General features: G+C 65.7%; 13 protein-coding genes. 6 read left to right on the forward strand and 7 right to left on the reverse strand.

Annotation, left to right across the window (positions count from 1 at the left end):
- The first annotated feature begins 362 nt into the window (after positions 1–362).
- The 3 genes from ACPJXG_RS04190 to ACPJXG_RS04200 all read left to right on the forward strand — a co-directional run bounded on the left by ACPJXG_RS04190 (position 363) and on the right by ACPJXG_RS04200 (position 2,082).
- Entirely contained in the window at positions 363–875 is a 513-nt protein-coding gene (locus tag ACPJXG_RS04190; RefSeq protein WP_425253494.1) for a methylated-DNA--[protein]-cysteine S-methyltransferase, read from the forward strand.
- Positions 872–1,789, forward strand: a complete 918-nt coding sequence (gene xerD / locus ACPJXG_RS04195) for a site-specific tyrosine recombinase XerD (protein WP_235211735.1) — start codon at positions 872–874, stop codon at positions 1,787–1,789. The genes ACPJXG_RS04190 and xerD overlap by 4 nt, the downstream gene beginning before the upstream one ends.
- A gap of 80 nt (positions 1,790–1,869) precedes the next feature.
- Positions 1,870–2,082, forward strand: coding sequence for a hypothetical protein (locus tag ACPJXG_RS04200; protein WP_425253495.1), 213 nt, complete (start codon positions 1,870–1,872; stop codon positions 2,080–2,082).
- 69 nt (positions 2,083–2,151) lie between these two features.
- Here ACPJXG_RS04200 and ACPJXG_RS04205 read toward each other — a convergent pair whose 3' ends face one another.
- The 3 genes from ACPJXG_RS04205 to ACPJXG_RS04215 are packed head-to-tail and all read right to left on the reverse strand — an operon-like array spanning position 2,152 to position 7,637.
- Positions 2,152–3,429, reverse strand: coding sequence for a TolC family protein (locus ACPJXG_RS04205; RefSeq protein WP_425253496.1), 1,278 nt, complete (start codon positions 3,427–3,429; stop codon positions 2,152–2,154).
- Entirely contained in the window at positions 3,416–6,520 is a 3,105-nt protein-coding gene (locus ACPJXG_RS04210) for an efflux RND transporter permease subunit (RefSeq protein ID WP_425253497.1), read from the reverse strand. The genes ACPJXG_RS04205 and ACPJXG_RS04210 overlap by 14 nt, the downstream gene beginning before the upstream one ends.
- Positions 6,513–7,637, reverse strand: a complete 1,125-nt coding sequence (locus ACPJXG_RS04215) for an efflux RND transporter periplasmic adaptor subunit (RefSeq protein ID WP_425253498.1) — start codon at positions 7,635–7,637, stop codon at positions 6,513–6,515. The genes ACPJXG_RS04210 and ACPJXG_RS04215 overlap by 8 nt, the downstream gene beginning before the upstream one ends.
- 235 nt (positions 7,638–7,872) lie before the next feature.
- Here ACPJXG_RS04215 and ACPJXG_RS04220 point away from each other — a divergent pair, with 235 nt between their 5' ends.
- Together ACPJXG_RS04220 and ACPJXG_RS04225 are read left to right on the forward strand one after the other, a co-directional pair.
- Positions 7,873–8,553: a response regulator transcription factor gene (locus ACPJXG_RS04220; protein WP_035821962.1), complete on the forward strand. Its 681-nt coding sequence runs from the start codon at positions 7,873–7,875 to the stop codon at positions 8,551–8,553.
- Entirely contained in the window at positions 8,546–9,943 is a 1,398-nt protein-coding gene (locus ACPJXG_RS04225; protein WP_425253499.1) for a sensor histidine kinase, read from the forward strand. The genes ACPJXG_RS04220 and ACPJXG_RS04225 overlap by 8 nt, the downstream gene beginning before the upstream one ends.
- Here ACPJXG_RS04225 and ACPJXG_RS04230 read toward each other — a convergent pair.
- From ACPJXG_RS04230 to ACPJXG_RS04245, 4 genes are all read right to left on the reverse strand, one after another.
- Positions 9,935–10,246 (reverse strand): hypothetical protein, encoded by a 312-nt coding sequence (locus ACPJXG_RS04230; protein ID WP_425253500.1) that lies wholly within the window; start codon positions 10,244–10,246, stop codon positions 9,935–9,937. The two genes, ACPJXG_RS04225 and ACPJXG_RS04230, sit on opposite strands and share 9 nt — an antisense overlap.
- Positions 10,246–10,968: an MgtC/SapB family protein gene (locus ACPJXG_RS04235; RefSeq protein WP_035821955.1), complete on the reverse strand. Its 723-nt coding sequence runs from the start codon at positions 10,966–10,968 to the stop codon at positions 10,246–10,248. The genes ACPJXG_RS04230 and ACPJXG_RS04235 overlap by 1 nt, the downstream gene beginning before the upstream one ends.
- 360 nt (positions 10,969–11,328) lie before the next feature.
- A complete protein-coding gene (locus tag ACPJXG_RS04240) occupies positions 11,329–14,445 on the reverse strand; it encodes an efflux RND transporter permease subunit (protein ID WP_425253501.1) in 3,117 nt (1,038 codons plus the stop codon).
- 3 nt (positions 14,446–14,448) lie between these two features.
- Positions 14,449–15,681 carry an efflux RND transporter periplasmic adaptor subunit gene (locus tag ACPJXG_RS04245; RefSeq protein WP_425253502.1) on the reverse strand — a complete coding sequence of 411 codons (1,233 nt, stop codon included), beginning with the start codon at positions 15,679–15,681 and terminating at the stop codon, positions 14,449–14,451.
- 390 nt (positions 15,682–16,071) lie between these two features.
- On the opposite strand from ACPJXG_RS04245, the gene ACPJXG_RS04250 reads away from it, so the two are divergent.
- Positions 16,072–18,603: a sensor domain-containing protein gene (locus ACPJXG_RS04250; RefSeq protein ID WP_425253503.1), complete on the forward strand. Its 2,532-nt coding sequence runs from the start codon at positions 16,072–16,074 to the stop codon at positions 18,601–18,603.
- Positions 18,604–18,606: the final 3 nt, after the last annotated feature.

Raw genomic sequence — 18,606 nt, forward strand, 5'->3', positions numbered from 1 at the left:
CAGCCTTAAGGGGAAACACGTATATGCATATGCGCCCCGGTAGCAAGGCTGAAATACAGAATTGGCAACAAGGTTAGTGGGGGAGTGGTCTATAAAAACGGTATTGATACCGGGGATATATTGAGGAGACACACGTTTCACAGAAGTTGTTGAGTCATAGCTGTCTGCGGCCACAAGCCGGCACCGGCGGACCCAAACGACCGGGAACGTGAAGCAATATTTGAAGCGCACCGACTGGTGCGCTTTTTTTTCGTGCGCAGGAAACGTCCGCCGGCACGCCCAAAGACGGTGCATAATTCCCGTGGCGCCGTTTCCCGCGCCGGCAGGTTGCATATTTGCCACACTTGAACAATGATCAGCAGATGAAAAAACAACAGGGCAGTGAACTGTTCAGCGCCATCGTGGCCGCGCCATTCGGCGCCATGGGCGTGCGCGCGCAGGATGGCCAGGTATGCGAACTGGTGTATCTGCCGCCGCACTTTGCCGAAAAAGACGCGCAGGATGCCGTCTCCGAGCGGGCCTGCCAGCAACTGGCCCGGTATTTCCGCGATCCCGATTATGTCTTCGACTTGCCGCTGGCCGCCTCGGGCAGCGCCTATCAGCAACGGGTGTGGACGGCGATTCGCGGCATTGCGCGCGGCCAGGTGCGCACCTATGGCGACGTGGCGCGCCTGATCGGCTCGGCCCCGCGCGCCGTGGGCCAGGCTTGCGGCGCCAACTGGTTTCCCGTGGTGATCCCCTGCCACCGGGTCACGGCCGCTGGCGGCCTGGGCGGCTTTGCCCATCACGACGACGCGACGGGATTTCATTTGGGCGTGAAGCGCTGGCTGCTGGCGCATGAAGGCGTGGCGGGCATGGGGTGGTCAACACGATGATGAACAGCCTGCTGGCGCCCGACAACGCCACCCTGATCGACGAATTCTGCGACAGCCTGTGGCTGGAAGACGGCCTGTCGAAAAATTCGCTCGATGCCTACCGGCGCGACATGCGGCTGTTTGCGCGCTGGCTGGAAGTGGCGCGGCCCGGGCGCGAGGGCCTGTACGAAGTCTCCACGGCCGACATCGAAGCGTATTTTGCCGCCCGCCACGACGAGAGCAAGGCCACGTCGTCGAACCGGCGCCTGTCCGTGCTCAAGCGTTTTTACCAGCTGGCCTTGCGGCACAAGCATATCGCGGCCGACCCGTGCCTGAAGATGGTCTCGGCCAAGCAGCCGGCGCGCTTCGTGCATACCCTGAGCGAAGCGCAGGTGGAAGCCTTGCTGGCGGCGCCCGATGTGAGCACGCCGCTGGGCCTGCGCGAACGCACGATGTTGGAACTCATGTATGCGAGCGGCTTGCGCGTGTCGGAACTGGTGGACTTGAAATCCGTCGAGCTGAGCCTCAACGATGGCGTGCTGCGCATCACGGGCAAAGGCAGCAAGACGCGGCTGGTACCGTTCGGCGAGCAGGCGCGGCTGTGGATAGAGCGCTACCTGAAGGAAGCGCGCGGCGTCATCCTCGACGGGCAAATGGACGACGCGCTGTTCGTCACGCGGCGCGGCGGCGCCATGACGCGGCAAATGTTCTGGGTCATCATCAAGAAACACGCGCTGAGCGCCGGCATCACGGCGCCGCTGTCGCCGCACACCTTGCGCCATGCGTTCGCCACGCATTTGCTCAACCATGGCGCGGACTTGCGTGTTGTGCAATTGTTACTGGGGCACTCCGATATTTCCACCACGCAGATTTACACGCACGTGGCCCGCGAACGGCTGAAACTGCTGCATGCGCAGCATCATCCGCGCGGCTAAAAATTTTGTATTTGCTCCAACTGCGTCATAATGTGTCCTATGTGCTTATCTGTAACAATAAAAAACTAAAGAGGTAGTAAATGGCCAAGACAAATTTCCAATACGAAAAACGGCAAAAAGAGCTGGAAAAGAAGAAGAAAGCCGAGGAAAAAGCCAGACGCAAGCTGGAAGCGAAGAACAATCCGAAGCCGGCCGATGGCAGCGAAGGCGATGAGCCGGAAGCGGACGACGCCGCCGACGCCGATGACGCCGATCCGGCCGCCGAAGGCGACGCACCCGTCCAGCCGCAGTAATTCCCCGTTCCTGACGACCGGCGCGGCACCATCGCCGCGCCGGTATCCCCTCGTTCTACTTTCTCCCCGCTACAAACTCGGCCGCTGGCCGATTGCCAGTTGCAGCTGCGTGCTGGCGATGGCCGCATCGGCGCGCGCCTGCACATAGCCCTGGTAGGCCTCATCGGCCGAACGCTGCGCCGCCAGCCATTCCAGCAGCGAGGCATTGCCTTTGACGTAAGACAGGCGCATGCCATCGACCACCTTTTGCGCATCGACCAGCACGCCGTCACGGTAGCGCGCCAGCCTGTCCTGCGCCGCACGCAGTTGCCGCTGCGCCGTGCGCACCTGCGTCTCCGCCGTCAGTTCCGCCTGGCGCAGGGCCAGCATCGCCTGCGTCACACTTGATTCCGCCTGCACGATGTCACCCTTGTCGCGCCGCGACAGGGGAATGGGGATGGCCAGCGAGATGGACAGGGCGCGCGAGCGGGCCGCGCCTTCGACGGGATTGCCGCTACCATCGATGCCGTCATGGTAGCCGCGCGCGGCGGCCAGGCCCACGGTGACGGTCGGGTCGACGGCGCGATTGGCGCGCACCAGCGCCGCGCCATCGCGCAGATTGTCCAGGGTGGCGCGAGCGATGCGCACGTCGCTGCGGGCGTTGAGCGCCTGCGGCACCAGCATGCTGGCATCCTGGTCGGCATACGCGGCGAGGTCGCACGCCAGTTGCGCGTCCGAAAACAGAATATCGAACTGGCGCCCCAAGGGCGGCGACAAATTCAACATGGCGCTGTCCGCCTCGCTGCGCGCCTGCGCCAGCTCGGCCTGGAACTGGTCGCGCTCCACGCGCGACTGCAGCAGCTCGATGCCGCCCACGTCGCCCGCCTTGCGCCGCACGGTGTTCGCCTCCACCACTGTCGACAGGGCCGCCATGGTCTGCTCCTTGCGCGCGACGACGTCGCGCGTGCGGCACGCTTCCGTGAACGCGGCGGCGGCCGTGCCATACAGTTCGCTCTTGAAGCCGGCCACCGTTTCCTCTGCCAGCGTGACATTGCTGTGCGCCGCCTTGATGCGCGCGGCGCGCTTGCCGCCCGTCTCGATGGCCATGCTGATGGCCGGGTTCCACGTGACGGGACGGTGTTCGACGCTGCGCACGGTGTCGCGCGTGGCGCCCAAGGTGAATTCGGGATCGGGACGCAAGCCGGCGATGCCGACGCCGGCCTTGGCCGCAACGATGCTTTCCTGCTGCGATTGCAGTTCCAGGCTGTGGCTTTCCACGGCGGACAGGTAGGTGTCAAAGCTCAAGGGCGTAGCAAGGGCGCCGGGCGCGATCAGCCAGGCCGCCAGCAATACATTAAAACGTGTCATGGGTCTCTCCTTCGGTATGCGTCTGGCGTTTTTGCAGGTGCGCCTCGATCAGGTAATACAGGGCCGGCAACAGCAGCAGGGTCAGTGCCGTCGCCGTCACCAGGCCGCCCACCACGACGGTGGCCAGCGGGCGCTGCACGTCGCTGCCCAGGCCTGTTGCCAGCATGGCCGGCGTCAGGCCCAAGGCGGCGACGGTGGCCGTCATCAGCACGGGGCGCATGCGGTCGCGCGCGCCTTCCAGCACGGCCTCGCGCAGGCTCTTGCCCTCTTCGCTGCGCAAGCGGTTGATCTGCGCCAGCATCAGCACGGCGTTCAGCACGGCCACGCCGAACAGGGCGATGAAGCCGACGGCGCTCGACACGTTCAAGGTCATGCCGCGCAGGTGCAGCGCGGCCAGGCCGCCCAGCATGGCCAGCGGCACGGCCAGCAAGACCAGCGCGGGCTGGCGCAGGTTGCGGAACTGGCCAAACAGCAGCAAAAACATGGCGCCCAGGGTCATCGGCAGGATCAGGGCCAAGCGGCTTTGCGCGCGCTGCAGGTTTTCGAACTGGCCGCCCCACTCGACGCTGATGCGCTGATGCTCGCCTGCCACGGCTTGCGCCACCAGCGGGCGCGCCTCTGCCAGGAAGCTGGCCAGGTCGCGTCCGCGGGCGTTCAGGCGCACGATGATGTGGCGCCGTCCCATTTCGCGCACGATCACGCTTTCGCCCGAGGTGGTGCTGATGGTGGCCACCTGCGCCAGCGGGATCCTCGCGCCATTGGCGGCCGTCAGCTTCAGGCTGGCGATGGCGTCCGGGCTGGAACGCGTGGCGGGCGGGAAGCGCACGGCGATGTCGTAGCTTTTCTCGCCGACATACACTTGGCCGATGGGCGCGCCGCCGATGCCGGTGGCAATCAGGTCAGCCACGTCGGCCGCATTGATGCCATAGCGGGCTGCCTTGGCGCGGTCCAGTTCCACCTTCAGGTTGGGCAGGGGCGGCTCAACGTCCACGGCCACGTCGGAGGCGCCATCGACGGTCTTGAGCACATTGGCCACCTTGCCGGCGATGGCGCGCACTTCATCGAGGTCGTTGCCGAAGATTTTCACTGTCAGGTCGCTGTGCGCGCCCGACAATTTATCCTGCACGCCATCGATCATCGGCTGCATGAAGGCCACAGTAAAGCCGGGCATGCGGGAGAAGCGTTCATTCATCTTGGCGATCAGCTGCTGCTTGCTCATGCCGGACTTCCAGCTTTTGTACGGATGCAGCCCCACGCTCGCCTCGATGTGCGACGGCGTCCAGTAATCGGTGCCGTCGTCGTTGCGTCCCGTCTGTGTGACGATGGTCGACACTTCCGGGAATTCCAGCGTGGCGCGGCGCAATTCGCTGGCCATCCCGGACGCCTTGTCCAGGGTGATCCCGGGCGGCATCTGCACCTGCAGCCACAAGGAGCCCTCATCGAGGTAGGGCAGGAAATCGCGCCCGATGCTGGCGCCCAGGATGGCAAGCGCCGCGAGCGATCCTGCGCACACCATCGCCACCCAGCGCTTCTTGCCCACCATGCGTTCGAGGAAGCGGCCATACGCGCCCGCCAGCTTGTCCAGCGCGCGGTTGTGGAAGGTGCGGCGCGGCTTGCGCAAGGCCAGCCAGGCCAGGCCGGGAATCAGCACCAAGGCCACCACCAGCGCGCCCACGAGCGCCGCGCCCACCGCATACGCCATCGGCGAGAACAGTTTGTATTCGATGCGCTGGAAGGCGAACAGGGGCAGGTAGGCGGCGATGATGACGGCCATGCCGAACATGATGGGGCGGGCCACCTGCAAAGTGGCGTCGATGGCGTCCTGCAGGGTCAGGGGACGTTCCTGATCCCGTTCGCGGCGGCGCAGCATGTTTTCCAGCACCACCACGGAACCGTCGACGAGGATGCCGAAGTCGATCGCCCCCAGCGACAGCAGGTTGGCGGGAATCTTAAAATGGTGCATGAAGATGAAGGCGATCAGCAGGGCCAGCGGGATCGTCAGCGCGACGATGGCGGCCGCGCGCGGGCTGCCCAGATACAGCAGCAGCACCAGTGCGACGAGCAGCATGCCTTCACCGAGGGTAAATCCGACCGTGTGCAGGGTGGCGTCGATCAGCGAGCTGCGGTCTAGGTAGGGCACGACTTTCACATCCTTCGGCAGCAGCTTGGCATTCAAGTCATCCACGGCCGCATGGATGCCCGCCAGCGCTTCTGATGGGTTGAAATCCTTCAGCAGCAGCGTGATGCCTTCGATGGTGTCGGGATTGTCATCCTTGCCGAGGATGCCGCGCCGCTCCACGTTGCCGTAGGCGAGCTTGCCCAGGTCTTTTACCAGCACGGGCACGCCGTCCTTGCTGCTGACGACGACATTGCCCATGTCGTCGAGGGTATGCAGCAAGCCCACGCCGCGCACTACGTACGATTGCTGGCCGCGGTCGATCACGCTGCCGTCGCCGCTGATGTTGTTGGTGTTGATGGCGTCCTTGACCTGCGCCAGCGAGAAGCCGTAGCTGTCCAGTTTTGCGGGATCGAGTTCCAGCATGAACTGCGTCGTCAGGCCGCCGAAATTGCTCACGTCGGCCACGCCGCGCACTTGCTGCAGGCGCGGGATCACCGTCCAGAACTGCAGCTCGGACAGTTCGCGCAGGGTGCGTGTTTTCGATTCCAGCGTGTAGCGGTATATCTCGCCCGTGGGCGAGGTATAGGGATCGAGGCCCGGCTTGGCGTCGTACGGCAGGTTCACGCTGGCCAGGCGTTCCTGCAGCCGTTCGCGCGTGAAGTAGCCGTCGCTGCCATCCTCGAACACCACCGTGATCAAGGACAGCGCGAACAGGCTGCGCGTGCGCAGCACGTGCATGCCCGGAGTACCGAGCAGGGCGCGCTCCAGGGGAATCGTGATCTGCTGCTCGATTTCCTCTGCGCCCAGGCCCGGCACCTGCGTGACGATCTGCGAGGTGACGTCGGCGATGTCGGGATAGGCTTCGATGGGCAGCTGCTTCCAGCAATAGACGCCGTAGGCGGCGACGAACAGCAGCACGAGCCAGACGATGCCGCGCCGCTGGCAGCAGGTGGCGATGACACGGTCAATCATTGAGCAGCACTCCTTCCTTGACGACGATGCGTTCGCCGGCCTTCAGGCCCGAGACGATTTCGACCTGGTCTCCATGGCTGGCACCCACTTCCACCGTGCGCGGCGTGAATACCAGCGGGCTGCGCTCGACCATCACGCGCGTCGATGGCCCGCTTTGCAGCACGGCGGCCGCCGGCACGAGGAGGGCGCGGCGGGAAGCGCCGGCGAATCCCGCGTGGGCGAACATGCCCGGCTTGAACGCGCCGGCGCGGTTGTCGATGGCAACGCGCACCTTCACCGTGCGCGTTTCGGGATCGAGCACGGCGCCCACATACGCGACCTTGCCTTCGAAAGCCTTGCCGGGCCAGGCGTCAACGGTGATGCGGGTCGCTTGGCCCACGGCCACCTGCGCCAGATCCCGCTCGGCCACGTTGGCCGACAGCCACACGGTGGAGAGATCGGCCACCGTCATGACGGGCGCGTTGATGTCGTTCCAGTAGCCGCCCTGGGCGCCTTCCATGGCGATCACGGTGCCGGCGATGGGCGAACGCAAGACATAGTCGCGGCGTGTGCCGCGCGCGCCGGCGCCGTACTGGGCCAGCTTGTCGGCGCTGGCCTGGGCATCGCTGCCGGCCTGCGCAAAGGCGGCCTGCGCCGCTTCGTACTCCTTGCGCGCGGCGATTTCCGCCTCGAACAGCGTCTTCTGGCGCTCGAGTTCCTGGCGCGCCTGCAGCAGGGCGGATTTCGCCTTGCTGTCGTCCGCGTAGGCGGCGCTCAGTTCCGCAGAATCGAGCGTGAACAGCGGGTCGCCCGCCTTCACGCTGTCGCCCAGTGAACGCTGCAAGCGCGTGATGCGCCCGGCCAGCGGCGGCGTGATTTTTACCAGTTTTTCCGGCATCGCTTCGAAGCTGCCCGGCGCCTGCGTCTGCGTGGCGATGTCCTGTTCCTGCACGGCGGCGATCTGCAGGCGCTGGCGCAGCGGCGACATCTTGTCGACGGCGATGCTGCCATCGTCCAGGTGCGTCGATTGGGCGGGCGGCGTGGCCGCCGGCGTCGGCTTGGCGCAGCCGGCCAGGGCCGAGCAGGCGAGAGCGAGGGCGCAGCTGGCGCCCAGGGCGTTGCGGGTGGTCGTGTTCATCCCGTGTTTCCTTGTTATTGATGGTGAGGGGGCATGCGTGGATGCCGTGCCCAGGCGGGCAATGAGAGGGGCGCAGGTGGCGCAGGCAACGTCACTACAGCGCCGGGAAAGCATAGCAATGTGCTCCTGAAGAAGCGCCCAAGAACGCCTGAATCATTCTTCAGGTTCGGTGCGCGCGCGGTGGAGCGCGGTAAAATGACAGCATGAAAAACACGGTGCGACGCGAAAGGCAGGCATGAGAATCCTCCTGGTGGAAGACGACCGCAAGGCGGCGCGCCTGCTGGCGCGGGGCTTGCAGGAAGAAGGCTTTGTCGTCGACGTGGCGCACAGCGCGGAAGAGGGCGAGGATGAAAGCTACGCCGTCGACTATGACGCGATCGTGCTGGACTGGATGTTGCCGGGCAAGCAGGGCATCGATTTCTGCCGCGACTTGCGCGCGCGCGGCATCCAGACGCCCGTGCTGATGCTGACGGCGCGCGACGCCACGGCCGACAGGGTGGCGGGCCTGAACACGGGCGCCGACGATTACCTCACAAAGCCGTTTGAGTTCGAGGAACTGCTGGCGCGCATCCGCGCCTTGCTGCGCCGCTCCGACATCAGCCGCCCGCTGGTGCTGGCGCTGGCCGACTTGACGCTCGATCCCGTCAGCCACCAGGCCACGCGGGCCGGCGCGCCGCTGGTGCTGACACCCAAGGAATATGCGATTCTGTTGATCCTGCTGCGCCAGGCGGGCGAAGTGGTCAGCCGCGCGCGTCTGGCCGAGCAGATCTGGCAGGCGGACCTGATCGGCATCGATAACCTGATCGACGTCCACGTACGCAATTTGCGAGGCAAGGTCGATGCTCCGGGTTTGCCGCCCTTGATCCACACGGTGCGCGGACGCGGTTTCCGTCTGGCGGAAAACAACGGTGGCTAGCTTTCGCAAACGCTTGCTGCTGGTGCACCTGGCCGTCATCCTCGCCATCGTCGCCTGCACGGCGCTGGCCGGCTACTGGGGCCTGTCGCGCGCCGTGCATGGCCAGCTTGATGCGGCCCTGATGGCGCTGGCCGAGACGGAAATGGCCATGCTGCCGGCCGCGCCGCGCCAGCCCGTGCAGGTGCACGAGGTGGCGCCGGGCCTGGCGCAGCCCTCATTGACGCGCCTGGACCGCCTGGTGCAGATCATCGATGGCGAAGGCCGCGTGCTGGCGCGCAGCCGCAATCTGGAGGCGGCGCAGCTGCCGGCGCCGCCGGCCTTGCTGGCGCGCCTGGCGGCCGGCGAGACCGTCTTCGAGACCCTGCCCAAGTTCGGCGAAGAGCCGTTGCGCATGATTTCCATTCCCGTGCCCTCGTCCGGCGCGCGCCTGGCGGTGCAGGTGGCCGGTTCGCTCGACGACACCAACCACGTGCTGGCCGCGGCCACGGTGCTGTTTGGCGCCATGGCGCTGGCCTTGCTGGCGGCCGTGGGGCTGGCCGGCGAAATGCTCACGCGCCGCGTGCTGGGCGCCATCGACGACGTGGTGGACCAGGCGCATTCGATCGGCGAAGCCAGCCTGCACCAGCGCCTTCCCCATCCCGGCACGCGGGACGAAATCGGCCGCCTGGTCGATACCCTGAACGCCATGCTGGACCGCCTGGAACACGGCTACGATGCGCAGCGCCGCTTCACGGCCGACGCCTCGCACGAATTGCGCTCGCCCCTGTCGCGCCTGCGCACGGAAATCGAAATCACCCTGCGCCGCCCCCGCGAGTCGCCCGAGTATGTCGATGCGCTGGCATCCTGCCTCGATGAAGTGCAGCGCCTGACGACCCTGGTGGAAGAGTTGCTGATGCTCACGCGCCTGGACGTGGGCCAGGAGCGCAATGCCGTGGAAACCATAGCACTTAATCCTCTCGTGCGGGCGGCCGCGCAGCGGCTGGAAAAGGCGGCGGCGCAGCGCGGCATCCGCATCGTTGTTGATGACAGTGTGGCCGTGCACGCGCGGGTGGCGGCCGGCCCGGTGGATCTGGTGCTGGCCAATCTGCTCGATAACGCCGTGAAGTTTTCGCCGCCCGACAGCGTGATCACGGTGCAGGTGTCGCGCGAGGGCGACCATGCGTTTGTGGGCGTGGCGGATGCGGGACCGGGCATCGGCGTGGAAGACTTGCCGCATCTGTTCGAGCGTTTTTACCGGGGCGCCCAGGCGCGCGCGGGCGAGGCGCCGGGCTTTGGCCTGGGACTGGCCCTGTCGCAAGCCATCGTCCATGCGTATGGCGGCAGCATCGAGGCGCAGAACCGTCCGCAAGGCGGCGCCCTGTTCCTCATGCGCCTGCCTGCCTCAGATTGAGGGCGCCACGCCTTCCCAGCGCACTTGCCGCACTTGCGGCCAGGCGCCCGCGCGGTTGACGAAGCGCACCAGCACGGCGCGCTGCACGGCCTGGCACAGCACCGTGGCGATCAGGCGCACCACTTGCCTGGCCTCGTCCCAGCTGCGCAGCATCTGCGACGGCGCCAGGCCCGCGCCCTGCAATTCGGCCAGCAGCAGGCGCACCACGTGGTCGGCCTGCGCGGCGGGACAGGTGACGGTCAGGCGGTAGGTGGCCACGACAGGCGCTTGCCTGGCAAACCAGTGAAAGAATTTTTTCATCATCACACTCCCCGTTCGGCGACAAATTCCGCGTTGTTGACCAGCGCCCAGCGCACGGCCGAGACGCTGCCTTCCAGGCTGACCTGGCTGACGATCTGCTCCAGCAATCCCAGGCTGGACAAGGGCGTGAGCAGGTCGGCGCGCACTTCGATGCGCCCCGCGTGCGCCGCGTCTTCGCTGTGCAAGGATTGCAGCATCAGGGCCGGCATGCCGCTGATCATGCGCAGCATCAGGTTGCGCACCTGGACTTCCTGCTCCGCCTCGCACACGGCCGTGACGCGGTAGATGCTTTCCGTCTCGATGCCCGCTTCGCTGCCGTGCGCGTTGATGCGTTGCGCCAGGTGGCGCAGCACGAGGTTGGCGATCAGCACGAAGCCCGTGCCGATGGCTGCTTCCAGGGCGAAGCCCAGGCCGCACAGGATGCCGATGGCGGCCGAGCACCACAAGGTGGCGGCCGTGTTCAAGCCGCGCACCGTCATGCCTTCGCGCATGATGACGCCGGCGCCAAGGAATCCAATGCCCGACACCACCTGCGCGGCGATGCGCATGTGGCCAGCGCTATCGCCTTCGAGCACGGATACCATCACGAACAGCGAGGCGCCGACGGACACGAGCGCGTTGGTGCGCAGGCCCGCCATGCGCTGGCGCAGCTGGCGTTCGGCGCCGATCATGGCGCCCAGGGTCAATGCCGCGGCAACGCGCAGCGCAAAGTCAAATACCACCATCAGTTTCTCCCGGCTGGGGAGGAACAGGCGAGTGCACAAGGCGAAGACAATTCGCCCCGAAAGGGGGCAGCAGACGACAACGGTGGAACGATGAGGGGGAAGTGGCGGCGAATGGACATCGCCGCTGGTAAAACCGCACCTTGCCGAGGGCCAGGCGGGCGGAATGCGCGCGTCTTGCCTAAGGCCGATCGCCGATGGTCAATCGACTACTGTCACTGAAACAAGCACCCACGAGTCACTCCATATCATTGATAACGGGGACAGTCTAGCCAGTGGGGCCGCTTTGGTCAACTGAAGCTCTCTTCAGGAAGCCGCCGCGTCGTCCCCGCCAATGCGGGGACGGTGAAGGCGACCGGTGGATCAATGGGCGTGTGCCTTGCCGTCGTCGGCATCGGTGTGCGCATGCTCGCCGCCGCCAAAGAAGCGCGCGGCGCGCTTGCCCAGGCTATCTAAATAGGTGTAGGCGACGGGTACCACCACCAGTGTCAGCAAGGTCGAGGTGATCACGCCGCCGATGACGGCGCGGCCCATCGGCGCCTGCGATTCGCCGCCGTCGCCCATGCCGATGGCCATCGGCAGCATGCCGAAGACCATCGCCAGGGTCGTCATGAGGATGGGGCGCAGCCGCACTTGCCCCGCTTCCATCAGCGCCTCGAACTGCCCCAGGCCTTCGCGCTGGCGCTGGTTGGTGAAGTCGACCAGCAAGATCGCGTTCTTGGTCACTAAGCCCATGAGCATGATGAAGCCGATCACGGAGAAGATGTTCAGGGTGCTGCCCGTGATCAGGAGTGCGGCCAGCACGCCGATCAAGGAGAGCGGCAAGGACACCATGATGGCGATCGGCTGCAGGAAGCTGCCGAATTGCGACGCCAGCACCAGGTAGATGAAGATCACGGCAATCCCCAGCGCCATCATCGCGCCGCCCATGGTTTCGGCCATCTGCTGCGCATTGCCGGCCACGTCGAAGCGCACGCCGGGCGGCAGGTCGATGGACTTGATGGCTTTCTGCACGTCGGCGTCGACGTCGCCGGCGGGGCGGCCCTGCGTGCCCGCATAGATGGCGACCCGGCGCTGCAAGGCCTGGCGTTTCAGCACCTGCGGGCTCGATGACGGCACGAAGTCGACCACCTGGCGCAGCGGAATCATGACGGGCTTGCCGTTGGCGTCAAGCTTGCTCGACGCCAGCGACAGGTCGGCCAGGTCGGCCACTTTCTGGCGGCCCGACTTGGGCAGCTGCACGTTGACGTCATAGTTTTGCCCGTCGCTGGCTAACCAGTGGCTGACCGTGTCGCCCGCCACGAAAGGACGCAAGGCATTGCCGATCTGCTGCACCGACAATCCCAGGTCGCTGGCCAGTTCGTTATTGATCTTCACGGTGGTCGATGGATTGGCGCCTTCCTGGCTGTACTCCATGTCGGCCAGGCCCTTGATGGTGCGCATCTTGTCCATCAGGCGGTGCGCCACCGCATCGAGCTTGCCTTCATCCGTACCGAGGATGGCGATGAAGATGGGGCGGTTACCGACGGACAGGGTGATGCCGGCGATCGGCGCCAGGCGTTCGCGGATCAGTTTTTCCAGTTCCTGCTGCGAGCGGCGCTTGTGCGTCTTGATGTCCGTCAGCTTCAGGTTCACCTCGGCCGCGTTGCGCCCATCGGGCGTGCCGATATTGGCCACCAGGCTGTCGATTTCGGGGAATTCCTTCAGGGCCGTTTCGATCTGGCGCACTTTGCTATCCGTGTATTCGAGGCTGGAGCCGACGGGCGTCTTGAAGCGCAGGTTGACCCAGCCCTGGTCCGTCTCGGGGAACATCTCGCCGCCGATCATGGGCACGAGCATCAGGCTGCCCGCGAACAGCGCCACGGCCGTGGCCAGGGTGGTCTTGCGCCAGCGCAGGGCCACTTTCAGCACCTTGCCGTACCAGACGTGCAGGCGGTCGATGCCCGTCTCGATCCAGGCCATGAAGCGGCCCAGCCACGGCACGTACTTGAAGCGGTCCTTGACGGGGTCGCGCCAGACGGACGACAGCATGGGGTCAAGGGTAAAACTGACGAACAGCGAGACAAGAACGGCGACGGCTACGGTGATGCCGAACTGCAGGAAGAAGCGGCCGATGATGCCGTCCATGAAGGCGACGGGGACGAACACGGCGACGATGGCGAACGTGGTGGCCATCACGGCCAGGCCGATTTCATTGGTGCCGTCGTTGGCCGCCTTGTAGTGGCTCTTGCCCATGCCCAGGTGGCGCACGATGTTTTCGCGCACGACGATGGCGTCATCGATCAACAGGCCGATGCACAGGGACAGCGCCATCAGGGTCAAAAAGTTCAGCGTAAAACCAAACGCCTTCATGGCGATGAAGCTGGCCAGCACGGAGATCGGCAGTGTCAGTCCCGTGATGATGGTCGAGCGCCACGAATGCAGGAACAGGAAGACGATCACCATGGTCAGCACGGCGCCTTCGATGATGGTACGCTTGACGTTATTGAGCTGGCTTTGCACGCGCTCCGATTCGTCGTCGAGCACGCGCAGCTTGATATCGGGCGGCAGGGTCTTTTGCAGGTCGGCCGCCACTTTCAGGATGCCGGTGCCCACTTCGACCACGTTGGCGTCCTGCACCTTGGTGATTTCCATCGTCACGGCTTGCTGGCCGTTCATGCGCGAGATCGACAGTTCCTCCTGCTCGCCGTCGACCACGGTGGCCACCTGGTCCAGGTAGACGGGGCCGACGGCGCGGCGCGCGACGATGATCTTGCCGAACTCGCGCGCATCCTTGATCTTGCCTTCCACGCGCACCAGTTGTTCGGCCGCGCCATGGCTGATCGAGCCGGCCGGCAAATTGGTATTCGTGGCCTGGATGGCGCGGATCACTTCATCGACGCCGATGCCCTGGGCATTGAGTTCGATCGGCTTCATGCTGATGAGGATCTGGCGCGCGCGCAGGCCGCGCAGCTTGACTTGTCCCACGCCGGCCACGCTCTGGAAGCGCTTGCTGATGATTTGCTCCGTCATGGTCGACAGCGAGCGCAGGTCATGCCCGGTCGACGTCAATACGATGGTGGCGATGGGGCGTTCGTTGTCGCCTTCGGCGCGGGCGATGAACGGGTCCTTGGCTTCTTTCGGGAAGCGCGGACGCACCAGGGCCACCTTGTCGCGCAAGTCTTGCATGGCCTTGTCCATGTTCGTCGACAGCTCGAATTCCAGGTAGACGCCGGCGCGTCCTTCCCACGAGTTGGCGCGGATGGTCTTGATGCCGCTGACGGTGTTGACGGCGTCCTCGATGGGGCGCGTGATGTCGTTTTCCACGGCTTCGGGCGAGGCGCCCGGATAGTTCACTTCAATGGCGGCGAACGGGAACTGCACGCTGGGCATGCTTTCCACGCCCAGGCCACGGTAGGAGAAAATGCCCAGCACCACCAGCGCCACCATGACCATGGTGGCGAAGACGGGGTTTTGAATACTGACTTTGGTCATCCACATGGCTTAATCCTTCCGCGCCAGCACGGCTGCCGGCGCGGCGGGCGCGCCTGGCTGTGCGGCGAAGGTCACGCTGTGGCCCGGCTTGACGCCATCGAGTTTGGCGACGATGACTTTCGCGCCCGGCACCAGGCCGGAGGTGACTTCCGCATAGCCTTCATCCTCGTTGCGCAGTCCCAGGGTGACGGGCTGGGCGACGACCTTGTTGTTCACCAGCGCATACACGACGGGGCCCTGCTTTTCATTGCGCACGGCCGTCAGGGGCACCAGCGGCGCCACGACTGATCGCTCGGTGACGATGCTGCCCTTGGCGAACATGCCGCCGCGCAGCGCGCCATCGCCATTGTCGACGGCGATGTAGACGAGCATGGCGCGTGAGCCGCTTTCGGTGGTGGGGTTGATGCGCGTGACCTTGCCGGCGAAGTCGCGCGCGCCGAAGCCGTCGACCTTGAAGTGTACATCCTGGCCCAGCTTGATGCGGGGGATTTCCGCGCTGGGCACGGGCGCTTCCAGGGTCAGCTGCGCCAGGTTGACGATGGTGTAGACGGGCATGTCGGGCGAGACTTTTTCACCGGCCTGCAGGTGGCGCTTGCTGACGATGCCGGCCATCGGCGCGCGGATTACCGTGTCGGCCAGCGCGATGCGGGCGATGTCGACCATCGCGGCGGCGGACTTCACATTGGCGCGCGCCAGGTCGACCGAGTTTTGCGTCGTGTCGTAGGCCGTCTGCGAAATGTATTTTTGCTTGAGCAGGGCCTGGCTGTTCGCCTCGTTTTTACTTGCCATGGACAGGCGCGCCTGCGCTTCGTCGAGCATGGCTTGCTGCTGCGTCAGGCGGGCGCGCAGGTCGGCCGCGTCCAGACGCACGAGGATTTGCCCATTCGCCACTTGCTGGCCTTCCTGCAAGGTGGTTGCCTCGATCACGCCGGAAACCTTGGCCTTGATGGTGGCCTGGGTCAAGGGCGCCAGCGAACCGGACAGGGGCAGGCTGATGGCCAGCGCGCGCGCATCGATGGCGGCCACATCGCCCTGCGCCAGTTCATGCACGGGCGTCTTTTCCTGCTCCTTCTTCTTGCTCGCCTGCAGTTCGGCCGCCTTGGCGGCTTGCTGCTTCGATTGCATCACCGTCCAGCCGCCGCCGGCCAGGCCCAGCACGACGAGGATCAGCACGGGGGTGCGCCAGCGCCGGCGGCGCGTGGCGGCAAGGGGGGAGGCGGGGGGCAGGGTCTCGTTTTTCATAGGTTGTTTTCAGGAGCGGCGCAGGGCTTCGGCGCCAGGTCTCGGTACGGCCGGCCTGTCGCTGGCCGGGAGAATTCGGGTAGCGCATCACCGTGGTGGCCGCAGACAGCACGCCTGCCGCTGCGGCCGTTCACGGCGATGCGCATGTTGCCACTTTAGGAAGATTCAAGTCCGGCCGCCATCGCCGTGCGACAGATTGCACAAAATCGGGGCTGGAATGCAAAAAACGGCGACCGGAACCAACTTGCCCGCGTCGACGCCGCGCACGTCACGATGCTTGCGCATCCTCAAGAAGCCGATTCGCCGGCGCGCAAGAATGGTCAGGATGGTTGCGCCACCGGACAGGCCATACGCCCGCCGGTCGCCGCGCGGCCGCGCCACGGGGGGCTGATGTCTGATCGGATTGCCGGAGCCGCCCCGTCGCCGGGCCGTTTGCTGGCCGCTGCCGAACCGCAGGCTGGGGCGGCCGGCAAGGCGCTCGATTTGCTGTCCATCATCGTTGCCGCCGTCGAACAGGCACCGGGCCTGGCCGTGCGCGGCATCGACCGCGATGGCATCGTGCGCTACTGGAGTGTCGGCGCGGCGCGCCTGTATGGCGTGACGGCCGAGCTGGCGCTGGGCCAGCCGTGGGCCAGGGTGGCCGCCGCGCTGCCGGATGCCGCCACCGTCGCCGGGGAGCTTGCCGGCGAACTGGCGGCCGTGTGGGAGAGCGGCAAGGCGCGCAGCACGCGCCTGTGGAAGCTGGGCGCCGACGGGGCCGCGCCGCGCTGCATCTGTTCCACCGTATTTCCTGTCATGCAGTCCGGACACGTGCGGCAAGTGGTCTGCATCGATGTCGACATCACGGCCAGCGGCCAGGATGGCGCCGCGCAGGGCGCCTTGCTGCTGATGGGCGACAATTTCCGCCAGCTGTACCAGAAATCCGCCGACGCCATCCTGCTGCTGCGCGACGAACATATCGCCGAGGCGAATCCGGCCGCCATTGCCCTGTTTCAATGTGAAGACCGGCAGCGGCTGCTGGGGCGCCGTCTCAGCGATTTTTCCCCCTTGCGCCAGCCTGATGGCGCATTGTCCTCGTTGCGCGGCACGCAGCTGGCGGCGCAGGCCCACGCGGACGGCAATTGCCGCTACGACTGGCGCTATCAGACGTGCACGGGCCAGCTGTTCTGGGGCGAAGTGCTGCTCACGTCCGTCACGCTCGACCACACCTATCTGTTTTACGCCGTGATCCGCGATATTTCCTCGCGCAAACTGGCCGAGCGGGCTCTGTACCTGTCGGCACAGGTGGTCGAGCATGCGCGCGAGGCCATCGTCGTGCTGGACCCGCAGCAGCGCGTCGTCAGCATGAATCCCGCGTACAGCGAGATCAGCGGCTACAGCCTGGACGACATGCTGGGCAAACCCTTCGTCCTGCAGGGCGTGGAGCCGGACGCGCCCGCGTTTTTCGACCATGTGTGGGATGAGGTCGAGGCGAACGGCTATTGGCAAGGCGACATCATGGGCCAGCGCAAGGCGGGCGGGCGCTACCCGGCCTGGCTGTCGCTGACGGCCATCCGCGACCCGCAGGGGCAATTGAGCAATTACCTGGCCATCCTCAGCGACATCAGCGAGCGCAAGAAAAACGAGGAACACACGCGCCACCTGGCCGAGCACGATTTCCTGACCGACCTGCCGAACCGCGTGCTGCTGCTGGACCGGCTGTCGCTGGCGCTGGCGGCCGCGCGGCGCAAGCTGAGCATGCTGGCCATCCTGTACCTGGACCTCGACCACTTCAAGCACATCAACGACAGCATGGGCCACCACGTGGGCGACCTGCTGCTCAAGGAAGTGGCGCGGCGCCTCGTGCGCTGCGTGCGCGGCGTCGATACGGTCAGCCGGCATGGCGGCGACGAGTTCGTCATCATCCTGGCCGAGGTGGGCGGCATCGACCAGGTGGCCCACGTGGCGGCCAGCCTGCTGCATGCCGTGACGCAGGTGTACCAGCTGGGCGACTACGAACTGCATGTGTCGACCTCGATCGGCGTGGCCATCTTTCCCAGCGATGGCGACGGCATCGAGACCCTCGTGCACAACGCCGACATCGCCATGTACCACGCCAAGGAAAGCGGGCGCAATAATTTCCAGTTTTTCAATGCCGAGATGAATGCGCAAATCGTCGAGCGGGCCAGCCTGGAGCAGGGCTTGCGCGAAGCGCTGGGACGCGATGAATTCGTGCTGGAGTTCCAGCCCGCGCTCGACGTCGCCAGCGGGCAGATCCTCGGCGCCGAAGCGCTGCTGCGCTGGCGCCACCCGCAACTGGGCGTGCTGCCGCCCGAGCGCTTTATCGCCGTGGCCGAGGAATGCGGCTTGATGGTGTCGATCGGCAACTGGGTGCTGCGCCACGCCTGCCTGCGCGCGCGCGCGTGGCACGATGCGGGCCATGCCTGGCGCGTAGCCGTGAATCTGTCGCCGGCGCAATGCCTGCACAATAATTTATTGCTCAGCGTGCAAGAGGCGCTGGCCGTGTCGGGTTTGCCTGCCGCCTGCCTGGAACTGGAAGTGACGGAGTCCTTGCTGATGAAGGGCGGCGCGCGCCTGGCCGGCGTGCTGGCGCAACTGCGCGCGCTGGGCGCCAGGCTGGCCATCGACGACTTCGGCACCGGCTATTCGCGCCTGGCCAATCTGCGCCATTACCCGGTGGATAAACTCAAGATCGACCCCTCGTTCCTGCCCGCCGCCGATGGCGCGGCAGGCGAATCCGACACGGCTGTCGCCGCCACCATCATCGCCATGGCGCGCGAGCTGCAATTGACGGTGATCGCCGAAGGCGTGGAAACGGCGCAGCAGCTGGCGTATCTGCGGGGGCAGGGTTGCCAGCAATACCAGGGGCGCTATGCGAGCGCGCAAGTGGAGGGCAGCGTGCTGGCGAAGTTGCTGCATTAGTTA

Source organism: Janthinobacterium sp. NFX145 (assembly GCF_049810325.1).
GTDB lineage: Bacteria > Pseudomonadota > Gammaproteobacteria > Burkholderiales > Burkholderiaceae_D > Janthinobacterium > Janthinobacterium rivuli.